Below are 17,067 nucleotides of genomic sequence, written 5' to 3' on the forward strand. Positions count from 1 at the left end.
CGCCGAACCCGCCGAGCCGGCCGACCCCACCGACCCGGCCGAACCCACCGACGCGGCCGAACCCCGGGTCGCCGACACCGGAACGGTCCTGCGGATCGGCGACTGGTCCCGGCCGGTGGTGCGCGGCGGCCAGGACGCGGTGGACCGCTGCCGCGAGGCCGTGCTGTTCGCCGGCCCCGACCCGGGGGCGGAGGACGGCTACGAGCTGCGGACGATGGTGATCGTCGGGCACGACTACTGCGGCTTCGCGGAGTTCGCCACGCTGCCCGTCGGCACCGAGGTCACCCTGACGGGACCGTTCGGCGAGCTGCGGTACGAGGTGTACGGCCACCACGTCACGCCCGGCCAGGGCGGCCCCGACCACGGCCTCTACTGGGGTGACCTCACCCTCCAGGCGTGCGTCGGCCAGGACACCGGGTTCAGCTATCTGCGCCGCGTCTGAACCGGCCCGCGCCCGGCAGCCTGGCCACCAGCCGGCGGAAGGCCGGCCGGGTGGTCAGCCAGGTCACCGCGAGGAAGAACGGGAAGGTGAGCCCCATCAGGGACAGCGTGCCGGTCGCCGCGTGCACCGCGAAGTCGGGCCGGTGCCTGGCCAGGCCGCCGTAGTAGCAGAGGATCACCACCATCAGCAGCAGCCAGCCGCCGACGTAGGTGAGGGCGAGCTGACGGATCAGCTCGGGCCAGCCCCGGCGTTCCGGGTGCCGGCGCCTCGGCCGCCCGTGCGGCTCGCGGAGCCAGAGGCGCAGCGCGACCCGGAGGAAGACCAGTGTGACGACGTAGACGACGACCACCGTGGCGATGGCGAGCTTGTCGGCCATGACGGGCGGTCAGTCGGCGGAGCCGCGGAGCAGGAAGCGCCAGTGCCGGACGAAGGCGTGCAGCCCGAGCCATAGCCAGACCACGAACAGCCCCCAACGGCCCACCTGGTGCTCCGAGAGGGCGCGCACGGCCTGGCTCAGGGTGGGGTAGGCGTCGGTGGGGTTGACGAGACCGATGGCCTCCCAGGTGAAGAGGCCGGTGAACAGGAGGACCCAGACGAGGTAGCCGATCCGGGCACGAAACGGCAAGTCACGCATGGGGGCATGGTTCCGCACCGAGCGCCCGCAACGTGGGATGTCCGACCGGGCGCCACCGAGCGCGCCCCCCGTCAGGCCGGCCCGACCGTGGACTCCCGCGCGTCCAGCCGGTACGGGGCGAGGTGCACCTCGAACGGCAGCGGCTCCTTCGAACGGATCCGGTTCACCAGGCACGTCACGGCCAGGGAGGCGATGGCGGCCTTGTCGGGGATCACGGAGGAGAGGGACGGGGTGGCGTAGAGCGCCTCCTCCGAGCCGTCCACGCCGATCACGGCGACGTCCTCGGGGACGCGCAGACCGGCCTCGTACAGGGCTCGTCGCGCGCCGAGCGCCAGCATGTCGGTGAAGCAGAAGACCGCGTCGGGCCGTTCCCCGGCGGGCAGGGCGGCGAGGGCGCGCGTCGCCAGCAGGCCGCTGTGCCGGCTGAAGTTCTCGATCAGGGGCGCCAGCCGGGGATCGAAGGTCAGCCCGGCTTCGTGCAGGGCGAGCTGGAAGCCCTGCAACCGCTGGCGGCTGGTGTCCGACGCCTTCCGGTCCACGCCGAGGGCGGCGATCCTGGTGCGCCCCAGGCCGGCCAGGTGCGCGGTGGCGTCGCGGGCCGCGGCGACGTTGTCGATCAGGACGTGGTCGGCCACCACCCGGTCGTGCCCGTAGCTGCGCTCGCCGAGCAGCACCAGGGGGAACTCGCTGGCGACCGGGGCGAGTTCGTCGGGGGAGACGCGGAGCGGGGAGAGGATCACCCCGTCCAGCAGGGAGGCGCCGACCCCGGTCGCCAGGCGCAGCTCCTCCGTGGCGTCCGCCAGGGTCTCCTCGATGAGGACGGTGAAGCCCAGGCCGGCGGCCTCCGCCCGCACATGGTGGGCGAGCTCCGCGAAGTAGGGCGTGGTCAGCTCCGGGACGGCGAGGCCGATCAGGCCGCTGTGCCCGGTGCGCAGCCGGCGCGCCGAAGGATTGGGCCGGTAGCCGAGCTCCCGCACGGCCCGCAGCACCCGCTCCCGCGTGGCGTCCGACACCCCGGGAACGCCGCGTACAACGTTGGAGACCGTCTTGATGGACACTCCCGCGAACTCCGCCACGTCCTTCAGCTTCGCCGCCGCCACCAACCGACCCCCATCGCCTCGTCTCCCCGGATTATGCACGGATCCACCCTCGATGTCTCCTCCCGGAAGGAGACCGGACCCGTTGCCGCAAGAGGGTTGACCCTGGGAACAGGGCGCGGTTACAACGTTGGAAATCTCGCGGAAGGCCCTCTCATGCCCGAAGTTCGAAGCGGCCCGCGCCGGCCCATCCGTCGACGAGCCGTGCTGGCCGCGGCCGGCGCCGGCCTGGGCGCCGCCCTGTCGCCCACCCTCAGCGCCTGTTCCACCGGCGGCGGAAACTCGTCCGACGGGATCACCCTCCGGTTCACCTGGTGGGGCAACGACGACCGCGCGGCACGCACCGAGGAGGCGGTCCGGCTCTTCGAGTCCGAGCACCCCGGCGTCACCGTCCGCACCTCCAACTCGGACTTCGGCTCCTACCTGCAGAAGCTGGCCACCCAGGCCGCCGGCGGCGGCATCCCCGACGTGGCCCAGCTCGACTACCGCCAGGTCTCCCAGTACGCGGACGGCGGCGCGCTGCGGCCGCTCGACGCCGACATCGGGGACGGCGCCATCGACACCGCCGAGATGGACGCCGAGTTCCTGCGCACCGGCACCTCGGGGGGCGAGCAGTACGCGCTGCCCATGGGTCGCGGCATCACCGGGTACGCCTACGACTCCGCCATCTACGAGCAGGCCGGCATCCCCACCCCGGAGCCCGCCTGGACCTGGCAGGACTGGGCGGCGGCCAACCGGGAGATAGCCGCCCTGGGACTGAGGTCCCCCGACGGCCGGCCCGTCTCCGGCGCCAACGACGGCGGCGGCAACGAGGACGTCTTCGAGACCTGGCTGCGCAGCCGCGGCGGTCGGCTCTACACCGACCAGGCCCGACTCGGGTTCACCGAGGACGACCTGACCGAGTTCTGGACGTTCTGCGACGAGCTGCGCAGGGCGGGCGCCATCGCCTCGGCCCGGGACACCGTGCAGGCCGACAGCACCGAGACCAGCCCCATGGGCCGCGGCCTCGCGGCCGCCGACTTCACCTGGGACGCGCCGTTCCCCGGGTACCCGGGGCTCCTCGGCGACGCGATCCACTTCTCGCCGGTCCCGTCGACCGACGGCCGGCAGGGCACGTACTTCAAGCCCAGCATGCTCCTCGGCGTCGGCGCCCACACCGCGCACCCCGGTGAGGCGGCCGCGCTGATCGACTTCCTGCTCAACGACCGGCGCGCGGGCGACATCCTGGGCTTCACCCGGTCCACCCCACCCAACCGCGAGATCGCCGCCCGCGTCGCCGAGACCCTCACCGGCGCGGAGCGGGAGATCTACGACTACGCGCGGACCATGGAGCGTTACGGCCTGGACGCGCCGCCGACCGCCCCGCCCCGGGGCGACATCGCGATCAAGGACGCCTTCAACCGCACCTACCAACGCGTCCTGTTCGAGCGCGCCACGCCACGGCAGGCGGCGCGTGAGCTCGTCGACGAGGCCAACCGGGAGCTGAGGCCATGAGCACCGCGCAGCGCACGGCGCCCGCCGGCGCCGACCGGACGAAACACCGGAAACCGCCGGCGAGGCGCCGCCCCCACCGCGACCAGCGGTGGCCCGCCTCCGTGTTCCTCTCCCCGTGGCTGATCGGCGTGGTGGCGCTGACCCTGGTGCCGATGGCCGTCTCGCTGTACCTCTCGTTCACCGACTACGACCTGTTCTCCGCCCCCCGCTGGGTGGGCCTGCGCAACTACACCGACATGCTCACCGAGGACCCGCGCTTCTGGCGCTCGGTCGGCACCACCGTGCTCTACGTCGTGGTGGCCGTCCCGCTGAAGCTCGGCCTGGCCCTCGGCGTGGCCATGCTGCTGCGGAGCCTCGTCAGGGGCCGGGCGTTCTACCGCTCCGCGTTCTACGCCCCCTCCCTGCTCGGGGCGAGCATGTCCATCGCGCTGGTCTGGCGCGCCCTGTTCAACGACGGCGGCTCGGTCACCGCCGTCCTGGACGCGGTCGGACTGCCCGCCGACGGCTGGATCGGCGACCCCGACCTGGCCGTGTACGTCGTCGTCCTGCTGACGGTCTGGCAGTTCGGGGCGCCGATGGTGATCTTCCTGGCGGGACTGCAACAGATCCCGTCCACCCTCTACGAGGCGGCCGCCATCGACGGCGCCGGCCGCTGGCGGCAGTTCGTCTCCATCACCGTGCCGATGCTGTCGCCCGTCGTCTTCTTCAACCTGGTGCTGGAGATCATCAACTCCTTCCAGGTCTTCACCCCGGCTTTCGTGATCAGCGGCGGCAACGGCGGCCCCGCCGACTCCACGCTGTTCTACACGCTCTACCTCTACGAGCGCGGCTTCACCGCCTCGCACATGGGCTACGCGGCGGCCATGGCCTGGCTGCTGCTGCTCGCCGTCGGAGCGCTCACCCTGATCCTGTTCCGGACCGCCAGGTCCTGGGTCTTCTACGCGGACGAGGAGGGCCGATGAACATCGCCCTGAAACGGTGGCTGCCGCACATGGTCGCGATCGCCTGCCTGCTCGTCCTGCTCTACCCGCTGGTCTGGCTGCTCGCCACCTCGCTCAAGCCGGCGGACGAGGTGCTGACCAGCCTCGACCTGTGGCCCAGCAGCCTGGAGTGGTCCAACTACACGACCGCGCTCGACGGCGTGTCGGGCGTCTCCGTCGCGCGGCTGCTCGGCAACTCCCTGCTGGTGGCGGTGGGCTCCGTCGTCGGCAACGTGCTGTCCTGCTCGCTGGCCGCCTACGCCTTCGCCCGGCTGCGGTTCCGCATGCGCGGGGTGCTGTTCGGCTTCATGGTGGCGACGCTGATGCTGCCGCACCACGTCGTGCTGATCCCGCAGTACATCATCTTCAACCAGCTGGGCATGGTGGACAGCTACTGGCCGCTGATCCTGCCGAAGTTCCTGGCCACCGAGGCGTTCTTCGTCTTCCTGATCGTGCAGTTCATGCGCGGGCTGCCCCGCGAACTGGAGGAGTCCGCCCGGATCGACGGCTGCGGCCCGTTCCGCGTCTACTGGTCGATCACCCTGCCGCTGACCAGGCCCGCGCTGATCACCACGGCGATCTTCACCTTCATCTGGACGTGGAACGACTTCTTCACGCAGATGATCTACCTGTTCTCGCCCGAGCGGTTCACCATCACGCTCGCCCTGCGCAGCTTCGTCGACCAGTCGAGCACCTCCGCCTACGGCCCGATGTTCGCCATGTCGGTGATCTCGGTGCTGCCGATCCTGCTGTTCTTCCTCGTCTTCCAGCGGTACCTCGTGCAGGGCGTGGCCACCACCGGGCTGAGGGCCTGAGCCCGCCGGGCGCCCGGGTCCCTGCGGCACCGTGCCGCAGGGACCGACTCCGACCCGCCGGGGTCAGGTCGACTCGGGCGTGGTGAGCATCGCGGAAGCACGCTCGAGCGGGCTGAGGCCGGCGTCGGGCGTGCCGCCGGGGTGGCAGGTGAAGCCGAGGCTGGCCATCGCCCGCCGGACCTCGCCGACGCTGAAGTCACGGCGGTCCTGGCCGGTGACCACCTGGCCCACCTGCTTGAGGGGGTAGTTGCGGCGGCCGATGGTGACGTACTCGCCGGAGATCGGCTCGGGCTTGACGCCCTTCATCGATTCCAGCACCCCGTTCTTGGTCAGGTCGAACGGGAAACGAGCGATGACACAGCGCATGGGACCTCGCAGGGAAGAAGGGAGTGAACGACCGGCCGGGGTGAGGTGGTTCAGCGCGCCGCCCCGGACCGGCGGCGACCGCGCCGGCCAGGTGAGGCGGCGCCGCGCCGCGCGGGCGCGGGCGCGGGTGCGGGTGCCGTGATGATGACGGGGACACCGGACGGGGCCTGGGCCCCGGTGATGCGGTGCAGCTCGGCCCCGCCGGAACGGACCTGGGCGGTCTGCGGGACGATGCCCGCGGCCGCCATCAGACGGGCCATGTCACGGCGTTGGTTCGGCGTGACCAGGGTGACGACGCTGCCGGACTCGCCGGCGCGCGCGGTGCGCCCGCCCCGGTGCAGGTAGTCCTTGGGGTCGGTGGGCGGGTCGACGTTCACGACGAGGTCGAGGTTGTCGACGTGGATCCCGCGCGCCGCCACGTTGGTCGCCACCAGCGCCGTCACGCCCCCGGTCTTGAACTGGGCCAGGGTCCGGTTGCGCTGCGACTGGGACTTCCCGCCGTGCAGCGCGCCGGCCCGCACCCCGACGGCCAGCAGGTCCCGGGTGAGCCGGTCGACCGCGTGCTTGGTGTCGAGGAACATGATCACGCGGCCCTCGCGGGCGGCGATCTCGGCGGTTATGGCGTGCTTGTCGGCGCCGTCGACGTGCAGCACGTGGTGCTCCATCGCGGTGACCACGCCGGCCGAGGGGTCGACGGAGTTCACCACGGGGTCGGTCAGGTAGCGGCGCACCAGCAGATCGACGTTGCGGTCGAGGGTGGCGGAGAACAGCATCCGCTGGCCCTCCGGCCGCACCTGGTCGAGCAGGGCCGTGACCTGCGGCATGAATCCCATGTCGGCCATCTGGTCGGCCTCGTCGAGCACGGTGATGCCCACCTGGTTCAGCCGGCAGTCACCGCGGTCGATGAGGTCCTTGAGCCTCCCCGGCGTGGCGACGACCACCTCGGCGCCGCGGCGCAGCGCGTTGGCCTGCCTGGTGATCGACAGCCCGCCGACGACCGTGGTCAGCCGCACCCTGACGGAGCGGGCGTACGGGGCGAGCGCGTCGGTGACCTGCTGCGCGAGCTCCCGGGTGGGGACGAGGACCAGCGCGAGCGGCTGACGGGGCTCGGCGCGCTGTCCCGCGGTACGGGCCAGCAGGGCGAGGCCGAAGGCCAGCGTCTTGCCGGAGCCGGTCCGCCCGCGCCCGAGCACGTCACGACCCGCGAGCGTGTTCGGCAGGGTCGCGGCCTGGATGGGGAACGGCAGGCTCACCCCCTCCGCGGTCAGCGTGGTGAGCAGCTGCCCCGGCAGGTCGAGATCGGTGAACGCCGCGACGGCCGGCAGCGCGGGCGTGATCGTCTTCGGCAGCGTGAACTCGGTCGGTATCGCGCCGGGCCGGCGACCCTGGCCGCCGGAGTGTTTGGCCCCGCCCGAGCCGGAGCGGCTGGGAGCCGAGGAGCGGACACGGCCGCCGCCCCTGCCAGCGCCTCCGGTGCCGCCCGCGCGGGTACGGGAGAAGCGGTCGTTCGTGCGTGTGCGGTTCATACGGAACCTTCCCTGATGCGGCACGTTGTCAAGGAATTCCCGCAGCAGCTGAGCGGCACAGAGAATCGTGAGAACGAGCCAGAATGAGGCGGAAGCGGAAGCGGGCCCTATCGGCACGGGAAACGGCGGGCCGTCCGCCCGAATATGTCGAGCGTTCCGGGCGGCAGGCCGGAGTCCCGGTCCAAAGGCTCGAACCGCCGCGGCCGGGATCGTCGGGGACGTGGAGCGACGCCGCGCCGCTCCACGCAACAAGCTGGGGCCCGCACTCCACGTGCGGTCCCCAGCTCGTACTGCGCGTCGAGATCAGGCGGGAACGATGTTCTCAGCCGTCGGGCCCTTCTGGCCCTGCGCGATGTCGAAGTTCACCTTCTGGCCTTCCTGCAGCTCGCGGAAGCCCTGGGCGGCGATGTTCGAGTAGTGGGCGAACACGTCGGCGCCGCCACCATCCTGCTCGATGAAGCCGAAACCCTTTTCCGAGTTGAACCACTTCACGGTGCCAGATGCCATGTCATTCTCCTTCGGGGCAGTGCTCGGCGCCCACACCGTGCGGACGCCGTGTCGCCGCGATGATTACCCCGTCCGGAAATGGCCGGAAATACAAAGTGCCCCCAGCGGTAGAAGGTCCGATGGGAGCGTTCAAAGTTTCGGGAACCACAACTGCAACTGAGATCGACAGTAGCACAGCGGGTCGGGGGGCGCGTGGTGAGTGATTTCACGTGGACGGCGGCGCGAGGTACCGTCGTCCGGCGTCGGTCCCAGTTCTCATTCCGCGGTCACAGGTATTGATTGATCCGGACCGGAGCGTCGGTGGCCGCGCCCCGGCGGGCGGGCGGATCAGGCGTCGGTACCGTCGCGGGTCTCCGTGGTGGAGCGCCGCAGTTCCTCGTTGATGCGCCGGGCCTCCTCGAGTTGGTCCTCGAGGATGATGATGCGGCAGGCGGCCTCGATCGGGGTGCCCTGGTCGACGAGTTCGCGGGCCCGGGCGGCGATGCGCAGCTGGTAGCGGGAGTAGCGGCGGTGTCCGCCCTCCGAGCGCAGGGGGGTGATGAGCCGGGCTTCGCCGAGGGCGCGCAGGAAGCCGGGGGTGGTGCCGAGGATCGCGGCGGCCCGGCCCATGGTGTAGGCGGGGTAGTCGTCGTCTTCGAGACGACCCAGGGAGGCTTCTGCCGTCATGTGCGCCTTCTGATCGCGGAACGTGTCGAGAGCCCCTGTGCCGCACCAGGGCCCAAGGGACATGCAACACCATTCGCCGGCCTACCGCCGCACTTTCTCGGCTCCTGGACGCGCAGGGGTCCTCCTGCGAGCCCGTTCGGATAGCTGTGCCCGCCACGATAGGTTTTCCGAGACGCCGACGGTGAGCGGCTGGTGACCGCCCCGCTCAGCACTCGATGATGTTGACCGCGAGTCCGCCGCGCGCCGTCTCCTTGTACTTGACGCTCATGTCCGCGCCGGTCTGCTTCATGGTGCGGATGGCCTTGTCGAGGGAGACGTGGTGGCGGCCGTCGCCGCGCAGCGCCATGCGGGCGGCGGTGATGGCCTTGACCGCGGCCATGCCGTTGCGTTCGATGCAGGGGATCTGGACCAGGCCGCCGATCGGGTCGCAGGTCAGGCCGAGGTTGTGCTCGATGCCGATCTCGGCCGCGTTCTCCACCTGTTCCGGGGTGCCGCCCAGCACCTCGGTGAGGGCGGCGGCGGCCATCGAGCAGGCCGAGCCGACCTCGCCCTGGCAGCCGACCTCGGCGCCGGAGATGGAGGCGTTCTCCTTGAACAGCATGCCCACCGCGCCGGCCGCGAGCAGGAAGCGGACCACGCCGTCCTCGTCGGCGCCCGGCACGAAGTCGAGGTAGTACGTCAGCACCGCGGGGATGATGCCGGCCGCGCCGTTGGTGGGGGCGGTGACGACGCGGCCGCCGGCCGCGTTCTCCTCGTTGACCGCCATCGCGTAGAGCGTCACCCACTCCAGCGTGGCGTCGGCCGAGGGCCCCTCGGCGCGCAGCCGGCGGGCGGAGGTGGCGGCCCGCCGGCGGACCTTCAGGCCGCCGGGGAGTATCCCCTCCTGCCGCAGGCCGCGCGCCACGCAGTCCCGCATCACGGCCCAGATCCGCAGGAGTTCGGCCCGCACCTCGGCCTCGCTCCGCCAGGCCGTCTCGTTGCGGAGCATCAGCTCGGAGACCGAGAGGCCGGTCTCGCGGGTGAGCCGCAGCAGCTCGTCGCCGGTCCTGAAGGGGTACGGGAGGCGGGTGTCGTCGAGCCGGATCCGGTCCGCGCCGATCGCGTCCTCGTCCACCACGAAGCCGCCGCCCACCGAGTAGTAGGTCCTGGTGAGCAGCTCGTTCCCGGCGGCGTCCGCGGCGGCCAGCCGCATGCCGTTGGCGTGGTAGGGCAGGGCGCGGCGCCGGTGCAGCACCAGGTCGGCGTCGGGGTCGAACGGGATCGCGTGCGCGTCGCCGATCTCGGCGCCCAGCAGCCGCAGCCGGCCGGTGGCCCGGATCCTGGCCACCTCGTCGTCGGCGCGGTCCACGTCCACCGTGTCGGGGGCGTGGCCCTCGAGGCCGAGCAGCACGGCCTTGGGAGTGCCGTGCCCGTGCCCGGTGGCGCCGAGCGAGCCGAAGAGCTCGGCCCGCACGGCGGCCGTGTGGGCCAGCACGCCCTCGTTCTTCAGCCGTCGCGCGAACATCCGGGCGGCCCGCATCGGGCCGACGGTGTGCGAGCTGGACGGGCCGATGCCGACGGAGAACAGGTCGAAGACGGAGAGGGCCATGATGGGTTCACCCGGTGGTCGGTGTCGGTCAGCCGTTGGTGAGGCCGTCGTACTCGGCGGCCGACATCAGCCGGGCCGGCTCGGCCGACTCGTCGATCCGGACCCGGAAGAGCCAGCCGGCCTCGAACGGCTCCGAGTTGAGCAGCGCCGGGTCCTCGACCACGGCGTCGTTGATCTCGGTGATCTCGCCGCTGACGGGGGAGTAGAGCTCGCTGACCGACTTGGTGGACTCCAGCTCGCCACAGGTCTCGCCCGCGGTGACGGTGCGGCCCACGGAGGGCAGGTCGACGAAGACCACGTCGCCCAGCGCGTCGGCCGCGAACCGGGTGATGCCGACCGTCGACACGCCGTTCTCGGCGGCCGACAGCCACTCGTGCTCCTCGCTGTAGCGGAACTGCTCGGGGTTGTCGCTCATCGGGCTCTTCTCCGGGGTTGGTGGCGCTTGACGCGGGTGGGCGGGGCTTCGGACGGTGCTCGGGCGTCGCTTCCGACGCTACTTGCGACGCTTGTAGAACGGCAGCGTGACGACCTCGCACGGCTCGTGGGTGCCGCGGACGTCGACGGCGACGCCCGCGGTGCCCGGGGCGGCGTGTGCCGGGTCGACGTACGCCATGGCGATGGGCCGGCCGAGCGTCGGCGAGGGGGCGCCCGAGGTGACCGCCCCGACCACCGTGCCGTCGGCGGTCACCACCGGGTAGCCGGCGCGCGGCACCCGGCGGCCGGTGGCGAGGAGCCCGACCAGCACCCGCGGCGGCCGCTCCTCGGCCCGCTCGGCCGCGGCGGCCAGGGCGTCCCGGCCCACGAAGCCGTCGGGCTTGCCGAGCTTGACGACCCGGCCGAGGCCGGCGTCGAACGGCGTGGTGCCGGTGGTCAGTTCGTTGCCGTAGAGCGGCATCCCGGCCTCCAGGCGCAGCGTGTCGCGGCAGGCGAGGCCGCACGGCACCAGACCGTCCGGCTCGCCGGCCCCGGTCAGCGCCGCCCACAGCGTCTCGGCGTCCTCGGCGGCGCAGAACAGCTCGAAGCCGTCCTCGCCCGTGTAGCCGGTGCGGGCGATCATCACGGGCCGGCCGGCGACCGTGCCGGGCAGCCCGGCGTAGTAGCGCAGCGCGCCCAGGTCGGCGTCGGTCAGCCGGCCGAGGACGGCGGGGGAGGCCGGGCCCTGGACGGCGATCAGCGCGTAGCGGTCGCGGTCGTCGCGCACCGCAGCGTCGAAGCCGGTCCGGCGCGCGAGGAGGGCGGACAGCACGGTGTCCGTGTTGGCGGCGTTGGCCACCACCAGGAACTCGTGGTCGGCCAGCCGGTAGACGATCAGGTCGTCCAGGATGCCGCCGCGCTCGTCGCAGATCATGGTGTAGCGGGCCCGGCCGACCGCGAGCGCGGACGGCTCGCCGACCAGCGCGTGGTCGAGCAGCGCGCCGGCGGCGGGCCCGGTGACGGCGATCTCGCCCATGTGGGAGAGGTCGAAGAGGCCGGCGGCGGTGCGCACCGCCTGGTGCTCGGCGCGCTCGCTGCCGTAGCGCAGCGGCATCCGCCAGCCCGCGAAGTCGGTCATGACCGCGCCGAGAGACCGGTGTACGGCGTCGAGCGGAGTGGTGCGCGTGACGTTCGGGGGCGCGTCCGACGACTGGGACATGGCGTGGCTCCAGGGGCTCCAGGGGCGAAGGGCTGGCGGACGGCGCGATGCCGTGCGCGTGGCCCTCCCCATCTGTCATCTGCACCTGAGAGGTTCGCCGGACGCCCGGGACCGGGCGGCGGCTTGCACCGTGGGTGGGACCTGCCCCCGGGAGGGGACGGGCCCGCTTTTCAGATTCGCCTTCCGCACGCGGTATCGGGGCCTGAGAGATTCAAGGGAGGTCTTGCTCCTTCGGCGCCCCGGCACGCCGGGGACTCTCCCGCGCGCGGTCGAACGGCCAGTATGCGGTTGTGCGGACATCATCGCACGAACCGCCGCGGGCGGCCCGGCCGCGGCGGACGCCGGCCCAACAGGCGGTCCTGGCAGCCGTTATGGTGCCACTCGGTGCTCTGAGTGGATGGTGGGCTGAAACGATGAACATGGCAAGGCAGGGTCCCGGATACGGCGGCGGCTGGCCGAGCAACGAGCTCGAGGAGACGCTCGCCGCCGCCCTGGGGGTGGCCGACGCGGGCCCCCGGCTGTTGAAGGTGCTCGCCCGCAGCGCCCTGTGGGTGCCGCTGCCCGAGGGCGGCGGCCGGGAGAGCCGCAACCTCGACCTGCCGACGATCGAGCTCAACGGCGCCGTGTACGTGCCGGTCTTCAGTTCGGCCGAGCAGCTGCACCTCGGCGGCGCCTCGCACCTGCCGTTCGCCGTGGCCCCCGCCTGGGAGTTCGCCCGGGGCCTGCCGCCGCAGGTCGGCATCGCCGTCAACCCCGGCGGCACGGTCGGGGTGCCGGTGCCGTCCGGCGTGGTCGCCGAGCTGTGCCGGGTCAGCCCCGGGGAGCGGATGCCCGGCATGCCGTCCGGTGCCCGGATGCGGCTCTTCCAGCCGGACTGGCAGGACGACCCCGTCGACTTCCTCGCCGCCGTCACCCGCGAGCTCGTCGCGCTCGGCTTCGTGCGGTCCGCGCGGCGCGGCCTGGCCAGCGCCGAGGGCGGGGCGCCGTCGCTGTTCCTCGGCGTGGAGCTCGACCAGCTCGACGACGGCCTCCGGGTCGCCGTCCACGACGGCCTCGGCCGCGCCCTGGCCGCCCACCCGGTCGCCTGGCCCGTGCAGCTGGTGCTCCTTGATGCCGCCGACGATCCCGTGGTGGACTGGCTCAGGGAGTGCGTGCAGCCGTTCTACACACGCGACGCCTGACGGTCGACGACGTTCCGCCACCGGTCCGCGACGCGGCGTCACGGCCCGGGGAGGTGGCCGGGATCACGGCTCCCGGGCGGCTCGGCTGGGCATGTTGCTCCGTGGGGCGCGACGCGCGTCGCGGCACCGCGGCGTCGATGGCTGGCGGCTGGCGGCTGAGCCTGGAACGTGGAACCTGGGGAACGACGTGGGGAGGCGCGGGTCCGGTGAGCGGTGGAGAAGGCGTCGAGGAACTGCTGCCCCGGATCACCCCCGACCGGCTCGACGCGTACGAGGGGCTGCTCGCCGCCCTGGCCGCGGGCGAGGTGTGGATGCTGCTGTGGCACGGCCGCCCCGGTGAGCCCGACGCCCAGTACGGCAGCATGGACGTCGCGGGCCACGGCTACGCGCCCTGCGTCACCTCCGACCGTGAGCTGCGGGCCAGCGGCTGGACCAGGGAGCACGAGGTGGTCGGCGGCCGCGACATCGCCGCCGCCCTCTACCCCGACCACTGGGGCCTCTGGCTCAACCCCCACACGCCGACCGGCGGGCTCGGCGTGCCCTGGCCCGACCTGCGCCGGATCGCCGGCGGCCTCGACCGGCTGCCGGCCGGGCCGCTCCGGATTACCGAGCCGACCGTGGGCGCCGACGCCTTCTACGCCCAGCTCGTCGCGCTCGCCGAGCGCACCAGGGTGCTCCGCAGCCTGCGCCGGGCCTGGGTGCGGCCGGCGGTGGGCCCCGCCTACCTGGTGATCGGCCTCGACCTGGACGCCCCGGACGGGCGCTCGGCCGAGGCGGTCAGGCAGATGATGCGCCAGGCCATCGCCGCCGTCCCCGAGGGGCTGCCGGTGGCCACCGTCGCCATGGCCGACGGCTACGACCCGGTGGCCATGTGGTTGCGCGCCAACGCGCGCCCCTTCTACGACCGCGACGCGCCGGCCGCGCACGACCCGGGCGCCCTGCGCCAGCACGGCTACGGCTATCCCCGCCCCACCTGACCTGCCCTCGTTGCGCTGATCGGGCGAGGGGGCGGGTCCCGGGGTTACGGTGGAGGCAGACGTCACATCTCAGACACGTGTGCTGAAAGGGGACGCTGCATGCATGCCATCAAGAGCTCGCTGCCCGACACCGCGACGAAGATCGTCGGCGAGGCCCTGCAGGGAGGGCTCATCGACCTGATCGACCTGTCGCTGATCGCCAAGCAGACCCACTGGAACATCGTCGGGCCCCGGTTCCGATCGATCCACTTCCAGCTCGACGACGTGGTGTCCACCGCGCGATCCCACTCCGACACCGTCGCCGAGCGCGCCTCGGCCCTCGGCATCTCGCCGGACGGCCGCGCCACCACCGTCGCGACCCACACCGGCATCGCCAAGGTCGCCGACGGCTGGCAGCAGGACACCCAGGCCGTCCGCACCATGGTCGACGCCCTCAGCGCGGTGATCGTCCGCATGCGGGAGCGGATGGACGAGACCGGCCCGGTCGACCGGGTCACGGAGGACATCTTCATCCAGATCACCAAGGACCTGGAGAAGCACTGCTGGATGTTCCAGGCCGAGAACGGCGGCTGACGCCCGAGGGCCGCACCGGGACCGACCGCCCCGGAACGGAACCGGAACGCGCGAGGCCCCCGGCTCCCCTTCTCGGGGCGGCCGGGGGGCCTCCGCGTGGACCGGCGGCGGGGTGTCGGGCCGGCCCGGCTCACTCCCGGCGGGCCGAGGCCCGGCGAGGAGTGGGCCCCGACCGCGCGCTCGCCGCCGCCGAAGCGTCCGGCGATCCGGTGGCTATCGGCGCCTCGGCCCGGCGCGTGGCCCGCGGCCTGATCCATCAGCACCGACACGGCGCCGCCACCGAGTACGCCACGGCGCGGGCGAACGCGCCGCGCCCCGACCTCGAACAGGCCCGCACACCCGGACTGTCCACGCTCGGCATGCTGTACCTCGTCGGGGCCATCGGCGCCACGGGCAGCGGCCGGAGCCCGACGGCCGTCTCCACCGCGGGCGACCGCCTCGGCGCGGCGGCCGAGGTCGCTGACCAGCAGGGCGGTGACGGCGCCGACTTCACCAGCTTCGGCGCCACCAACGTCCGACTACACGAGGTGGACGTCCTGCCACGCCTCGACGACGCGAGGGCGGCGGTGGAGCAACCGGCCCCAGAAGAAGTGCGCCGGCCGGCCGCGGTGGCGGTCGTCCGGGACCTCCTGCTGCTCGTGCCGTCCCCCTCGCCGGAGTTGCGGTCGCTGGCCGAGCGCTGTGGACTCCGGGCATGACCAAGGTGCTGTACTTCATCGCCTGCGCGGCTGGCCCCGCGCAGTACGTGGACCAAGGTGTCCGGCGGGCGCGGGCCGCCGGGTGGGACGTGTGCCTGATCCTCACGCCGTCCGCCGCCCGCTGGTGGGAGTCGCGGCTCCCGGACCTCGCCGAGTTGACCGGCCACCCGGTGCGTTCCCGGTACAAGCTGCCCTGGGAGAAGGACGTGTTGCCGAAGGCGACCGCGATGCTGGTCGCGCCGCTCACCACCACCAGCGCCTGCAAGTGGGCCGCCGGCATCACCGACACCGTCGCCCTCGGCATCCCTGCCGAGGGTGTGCACCTCGGCGTGCCTGTTGCGGCGATGCCGTTCTGGTCCACCGCCCTCGGCGCGCAGCCGGCGGTCGAGCGGGCGGTGGGGACGTTGCACGAGCAGGGCGTGCGAATCGTCTTTGGCGCCGGCGAGCCGCACCCACCGAAGCAGGGCAACACCGCCGAGTTCCCTTGGGGCGACGGCCTCGCGGCCCTCGCCTGACCGGCGCACAGCGGACGGCCCCTCCCGCGAGGCAGGAGGGGCCGTTGGGCGTCCCGGTAGCCGGGGAGGGGCGAACCCGGGGCCGGCGGGAGCGGGCGCGCTGCCGCCGTCGCGCCGGATGGGGCACCCGGATTCGCGAGGTACCGGCGCCATGCGCCCGATATGGCCGGAAAGTGCCGATCGCGCACGGCGTGATGCGAAGAGGCCCGGCGGCGCCTCGTGGGGACGTCGTCCGGCTCAGAGTTCGACCAGGAGCTTGCCGCGGTTGGTGGCGCGGTCCAGGTAGAGGCCCTGGTAGGCCCGTGGGATGTCGTCGAAGCCGTGGCGGACGGTCTCCCGGAAGGTGACCTCGCCGCGGCGGATCATGCCGCCCAACTCGTGGTGCAGGGACCGGAAGTCCTGCTCGTTGCACCAGTCCTGCGCGTAGATGCCGCGGATGGTGGTGCGCGGGCGCATGATGTGCTCCAGCAGCCGCGGGCCCAGCCGGTCGCCGCCCACGGTGCTGCCCCACTGCCAGGAGACGGCCACCTGGCTGAAGCGGTTGAGCATGGTGAACACCGCGTCGGTGAACGTGCCGCCCAGGTTGTCGAAGTACTTGTCCACGCCGTTGGGCGCGGCCTTCTGCAGCGCGTCGAGCACGGTCGCCTGGTCCTGGCCGGCCGTGTAGAGGATGACGTCGTCGAAGCCGAGCTCGGTGAGGTACTCCGCCTTCGCCGGGGTCGCGGTGGTGCCGACGACGCGGGCGCCGGCCAGCTTGCCCAACTGGCCCACGAGCGAACCGATCGGCCCCGTCGCGCCGCTCACCACCAGGGTGTCGCCGGGCCGCACGGTGAAGAACTTGGTCATCGTGCCCCAGGCCGTGAGACCCGGTACGCCCATCACGCCGAGCGCCGTCGACATCGGCAGCGCGGCGTCGTAGTCGGCCGGGTCGAGCCGGCGGAACGGGGTGACCTCGAAGGGGAACTCCTCGGTCTGCCACACGTACGCGCGGCCGTCGGCCACCACGTGCGTGGCCCAGCCGCCGAAGCCCTCGACGATGTCGCCCGGCCGGAACGCCGCGTCGGGGCCCGCGTCGAGGACCTCCATGATCGACAGCCCGGGCGCCGTGTCGCCCAACGGCGTGACCTGCGTCAGGCCGTTGAGGAAGGGGTCGACCGACACGTACAGGGTGCGGAGGAACATCTCGTCGCGGGCGAGCCGCACCTCGACGTCCTCGACGACCTTCTCGTAGACACGCTCGACGTCGGGTACTCCGGGCACGTGCTCGCGCACCACCCACTTCTCGACTCTCATGACGGTTCCTTTCGTGGCATGCCGAAGACGGCTCCGAAGGCGGCGCCCTGCGGGCGGGCCGACGAAGGGACGGGGGAGGGGG

At 72.7% G+C, this 17,067-nt stretch carries 20 protein-coding genes and 1 riboswitch; of the genes, 9 read left to right on the forward strand and 11 right to left on the reverse strand.

Features of this window, described 5'->3' with window-relative positions; all coding sequences use genetic code 11:
• A partial coding sequence (locus tag E1283_RS37245; protein WP_207930394.1) for a hypothetical protein occupies nt 1-442 on the forward strand: 442 nt, incomplete at its 5' end.
• Here the strand turns inward: E1283_RS37245 and E1283_RS13895 are convergent.
• The 3 genes from E1283_RS13895 to E1283_RS13905 all read right to left on the reverse strand — a co-directional run bounded on the left by E1283_RS13895 (nt 420) and on the right by E1283_RS13905 (nt 2,176).
• Nucleotides 420-818, reverse strand: a complete 399-nt coding sequence (locus E1283_RS13895) for a DUF6256 family protein (protein ID WP_132818325.1) — start codon at nt 816-818, stop codon at nt 420-422. The genes E1283_RS37245 and E1283_RS13895 overlap by 23 nt on opposite strands.
• Nucleotides 819-827: 9 nt before the next feature.
• Nucleotides 828-1,076 carry a DUF6186 family protein gene (locus E1283_RS13900; RefSeq protein ID WP_132818326.1) on the reverse strand — a complete coding sequence of 83 codons (249 nt, stop codon included), beginning with the start codon at nt 1,074-1,076 and terminating at the stop codon, nt 828-830.
• 71 nt (nt 1,077-1,147) lie between these two features.
• Entirely contained in the window at nt 1,148-2,176 is a 1,029-nt protein-coding gene (locus E1283_RS13905) for a LacI family DNA-binding transcriptional regulator (protein WP_132818327.1), read from the reverse strand.
• A 153-nt stretch (nt 2,177-2,329) separates the two neighbouring features.
• Here E1283_RS13905 and E1283_RS13910 point away from each other — a divergent pair, with 153 nt between their 5' ends.
• Genes E1283_RS13910 through E1283_RS13920 form a run of 3 tightly spaced genes read left to right on the forward strand, consistent with a single transcriptional unit; the run spans nt 2,330 to nt 5,462 of the window.
• Complete coding sequence (locus E1283_RS13910; protein WP_132818328.1) at nt 2,330-3,667, forward strand: ABC transporter substrate-binding protein; 1,338 nt, start codon at nt 2,330-2,332, stop codon at nt 3,665-3,667.
• Entirely contained in the window at nt 3,664-4,629 is a 966-nt protein-coding gene (locus E1283_RS13915; protein WP_132818329.1) for a carbohydrate ABC transporter permease, read from the forward strand. Before E1283_RS13910 ends, E1283_RS13915 begins: the two co-directional genes overlap by 4 nt.
• Nucleotides 4,626-5,462 carry a carbohydrate ABC transporter permease gene (locus E1283_RS13920; protein ID WP_132818330.1) on the forward strand — a complete coding sequence of 279 codons (837 nt, stop codon included), beginning with the start codon at nt 4,626-4,628 and terminating at the stop codon, nt 5,460-5,462. Before E1283_RS13915 ends, E1283_RS13920 begins: the two co-directional genes overlap by 4 nt.
• Before the next feature lie 63 nt (nt 5,463-5,525).
• On the opposite strand, the gene E1283_RS13925 is transcribed toward E1283_RS13920, so the two are convergent.
• From E1283_RS13925 to gcvT, 7 genes are all read right to left on the reverse strand, one after another.
• Complete coding sequence (locus tag E1283_RS13925; RefSeq protein ID WP_132818331.1) at nt 5,526-5,828, reverse strand: SCO5918 family protein; 303 nt, start codon at nt 5,826-5,828, stop codon at nt 5,526-5,528.
• Between the two features lie 50 nt (nt 5,829-5,878).
• Nucleotides 5,879-7,354 carry a DEAD/DEAH box helicase gene (locus tag E1283_RS13930; RefSeq protein ID WP_132818332.1) on the reverse strand — a complete coding sequence of 492 codons (1,476 nt, stop codon included), beginning with the start codon at nt 7,352-7,354 and terminating at the stop codon, nt 5,879-5,881.
• 303 nt (nt 7,355-7,657) lie between these two features.
• Nucleotides 7,658-7,861, reverse strand: a complete 204-nt coding sequence (locus tag E1283_RS13935; protein ID WP_103492378.1) for a cold-shock protein — start codon at nt 7,859-7,861, stop codon at nt 7,658-7,660.
• A gap of 327 nt (nt 7,862-8,188) precedes the next feature.
• Nucleotides 8,189-8,527 carry a MerR family transcriptional regulator gene (locus E1283_RS13940; protein WP_132818333.1) on the reverse strand — a complete coding sequence of 113 codons (339 nt, stop codon included), beginning with the start codon at nt 8,525-8,527 and terminating at the stop codon, nt 8,189-8,191.
• Between the two features lie 205 nt (nt 8,528-8,732).
• A complete protein-coding gene (locus E1283_RS13945) occupies nt 8,733-10,115 on the reverse strand; it encodes an L-serine ammonia-lyase (protein ID WP_132818334.1) in 1,383 nt (460 codons plus the stop codon).
• A 28-nt stretch (nt 10,116-10,143) separates the two neighbouring features.
• Nucleotides 10,144-10,530, reverse strand: a complete 387-nt coding sequence (gene gcvH / locus E1283_RS13950) for a glycine cleavage system protein GcvH (protein ID WP_132818335.1) — start codon at nt 10,528-10,530, stop codon at nt 10,144-10,146.
• A 78-nt stretch (nt 10,531-10,608) separates the two neighbouring features.
• Nucleotides 10,609-11,748, reverse strand: coding sequence for a glycine cleavage system aminomethyltransferase GcvT (gene gcvT / locus E1283_RS13955; protein ID WP_132818336.1), 1,140 nt, complete (start codon nt 11,746-11,748; stop codon nt 10,609-10,611).
• A 180-nt stretch (nt 11,749-11,928) separates the two neighbouring features.
• Nucleotides 11,929-12,020, reverse strand: a riboswitch (glycine riboswitch).
• Nucleotides 12,021-12,161: 141 nt separating this feature from the next.
• On the opposite strand from gcvT, the gene E1283_RS13960 reads away from it, so the two are divergent.
• The 5 genes from E1283_RS13960 to E1283_RS13980 all read left to right on the forward strand — a co-directional run bounded on the left by E1283_RS13960 (nt 12,162) and on the right by E1283_RS13980 (nt 15,692).
• On the forward strand, nt 12,162-12,929 hold the full coding sequence (locus E1283_RS13960; protein WP_132818337.1) for an enhanced serine sensitivity protein SseB: 768 nt from the start codon (nt 12,162-12,164) through the stop codon (nt 12,927-12,929).
• Nucleotides 12,930-13,135: 206 nt separating this feature from the next.
• Nucleotides 13,136-13,906 carry an enhanced serine sensitivity protein SseB C-terminal domain-containing protein gene (locus E1283_RS13965; protein WP_243744831.1) on the forward strand — a complete coding sequence of 257 codons (771 nt, stop codon included), beginning with the start codon at nt 13,136-13,138 and terminating at the stop codon, nt 13,904-13,906.
• Between the two features lie 99 nt (nt 13,907-14,005).
• Complete coding sequence (locus E1283_RS13970) at nt 14,006-14,479, forward strand: Dps family protein (RefSeq protein ID WP_132818339.1); 474 nt, start codon at nt 14,006-14,008, stop codon at nt 14,477-14,479.
• A gap of 161 nt (nt 14,480-14,640) precedes the next feature.
• The gene (locus tag E1283_RS37250) at nt 14,641-15,177 is read left to right on the forward strand and encodes a DUF4175 domain-containing protein (protein ID WP_165956113.1); all 537 of its coding nucleotides are present in this window, start codon (nt 14,641-14,643) and stop codon (nt 15,175-15,177) included.
• A complete protein-coding gene (locus E1283_RS13980; protein ID WP_132818341.1) occupies nt 15,174-15,692 on the forward strand; it encodes a flavoprotein in 519 nt (172 codons plus the stop codon). The genes E1283_RS37250 and E1283_RS13980 overlap by 4 nt, the downstream gene beginning before the upstream one ends.
• 237 nt (nt 15,693-15,929) lie before the next feature.
• Here the strand turns inward: E1283_RS13980 and E1283_RS13985 are convergent, their stop codons facing one another.
• Nucleotides 15,930-16,985 (reverse strand): MDR family NADP-dependent oxidoreductase, encoded by a 1,056-nt coding sequence (locus E1283_RS13985; protein WP_132818342.1) that lies wholly within the window; start codon nt 16,983-16,985, stop codon nt 15,930-15,932.
• Nucleotides 16,986-17,067 lie beyond the last annotated feature (82 nt).

Origin of the sequence: Streptomyces hainanensis, assembly GCF_004348415.1 — a bacterium.
GTDB classification, from domain to species: Bacteria; Actinomycetota; Actinomycetes; order Streptomycetales; family Streptomycetaceae; genus Streptomyces; species Streptomyces hainanensis.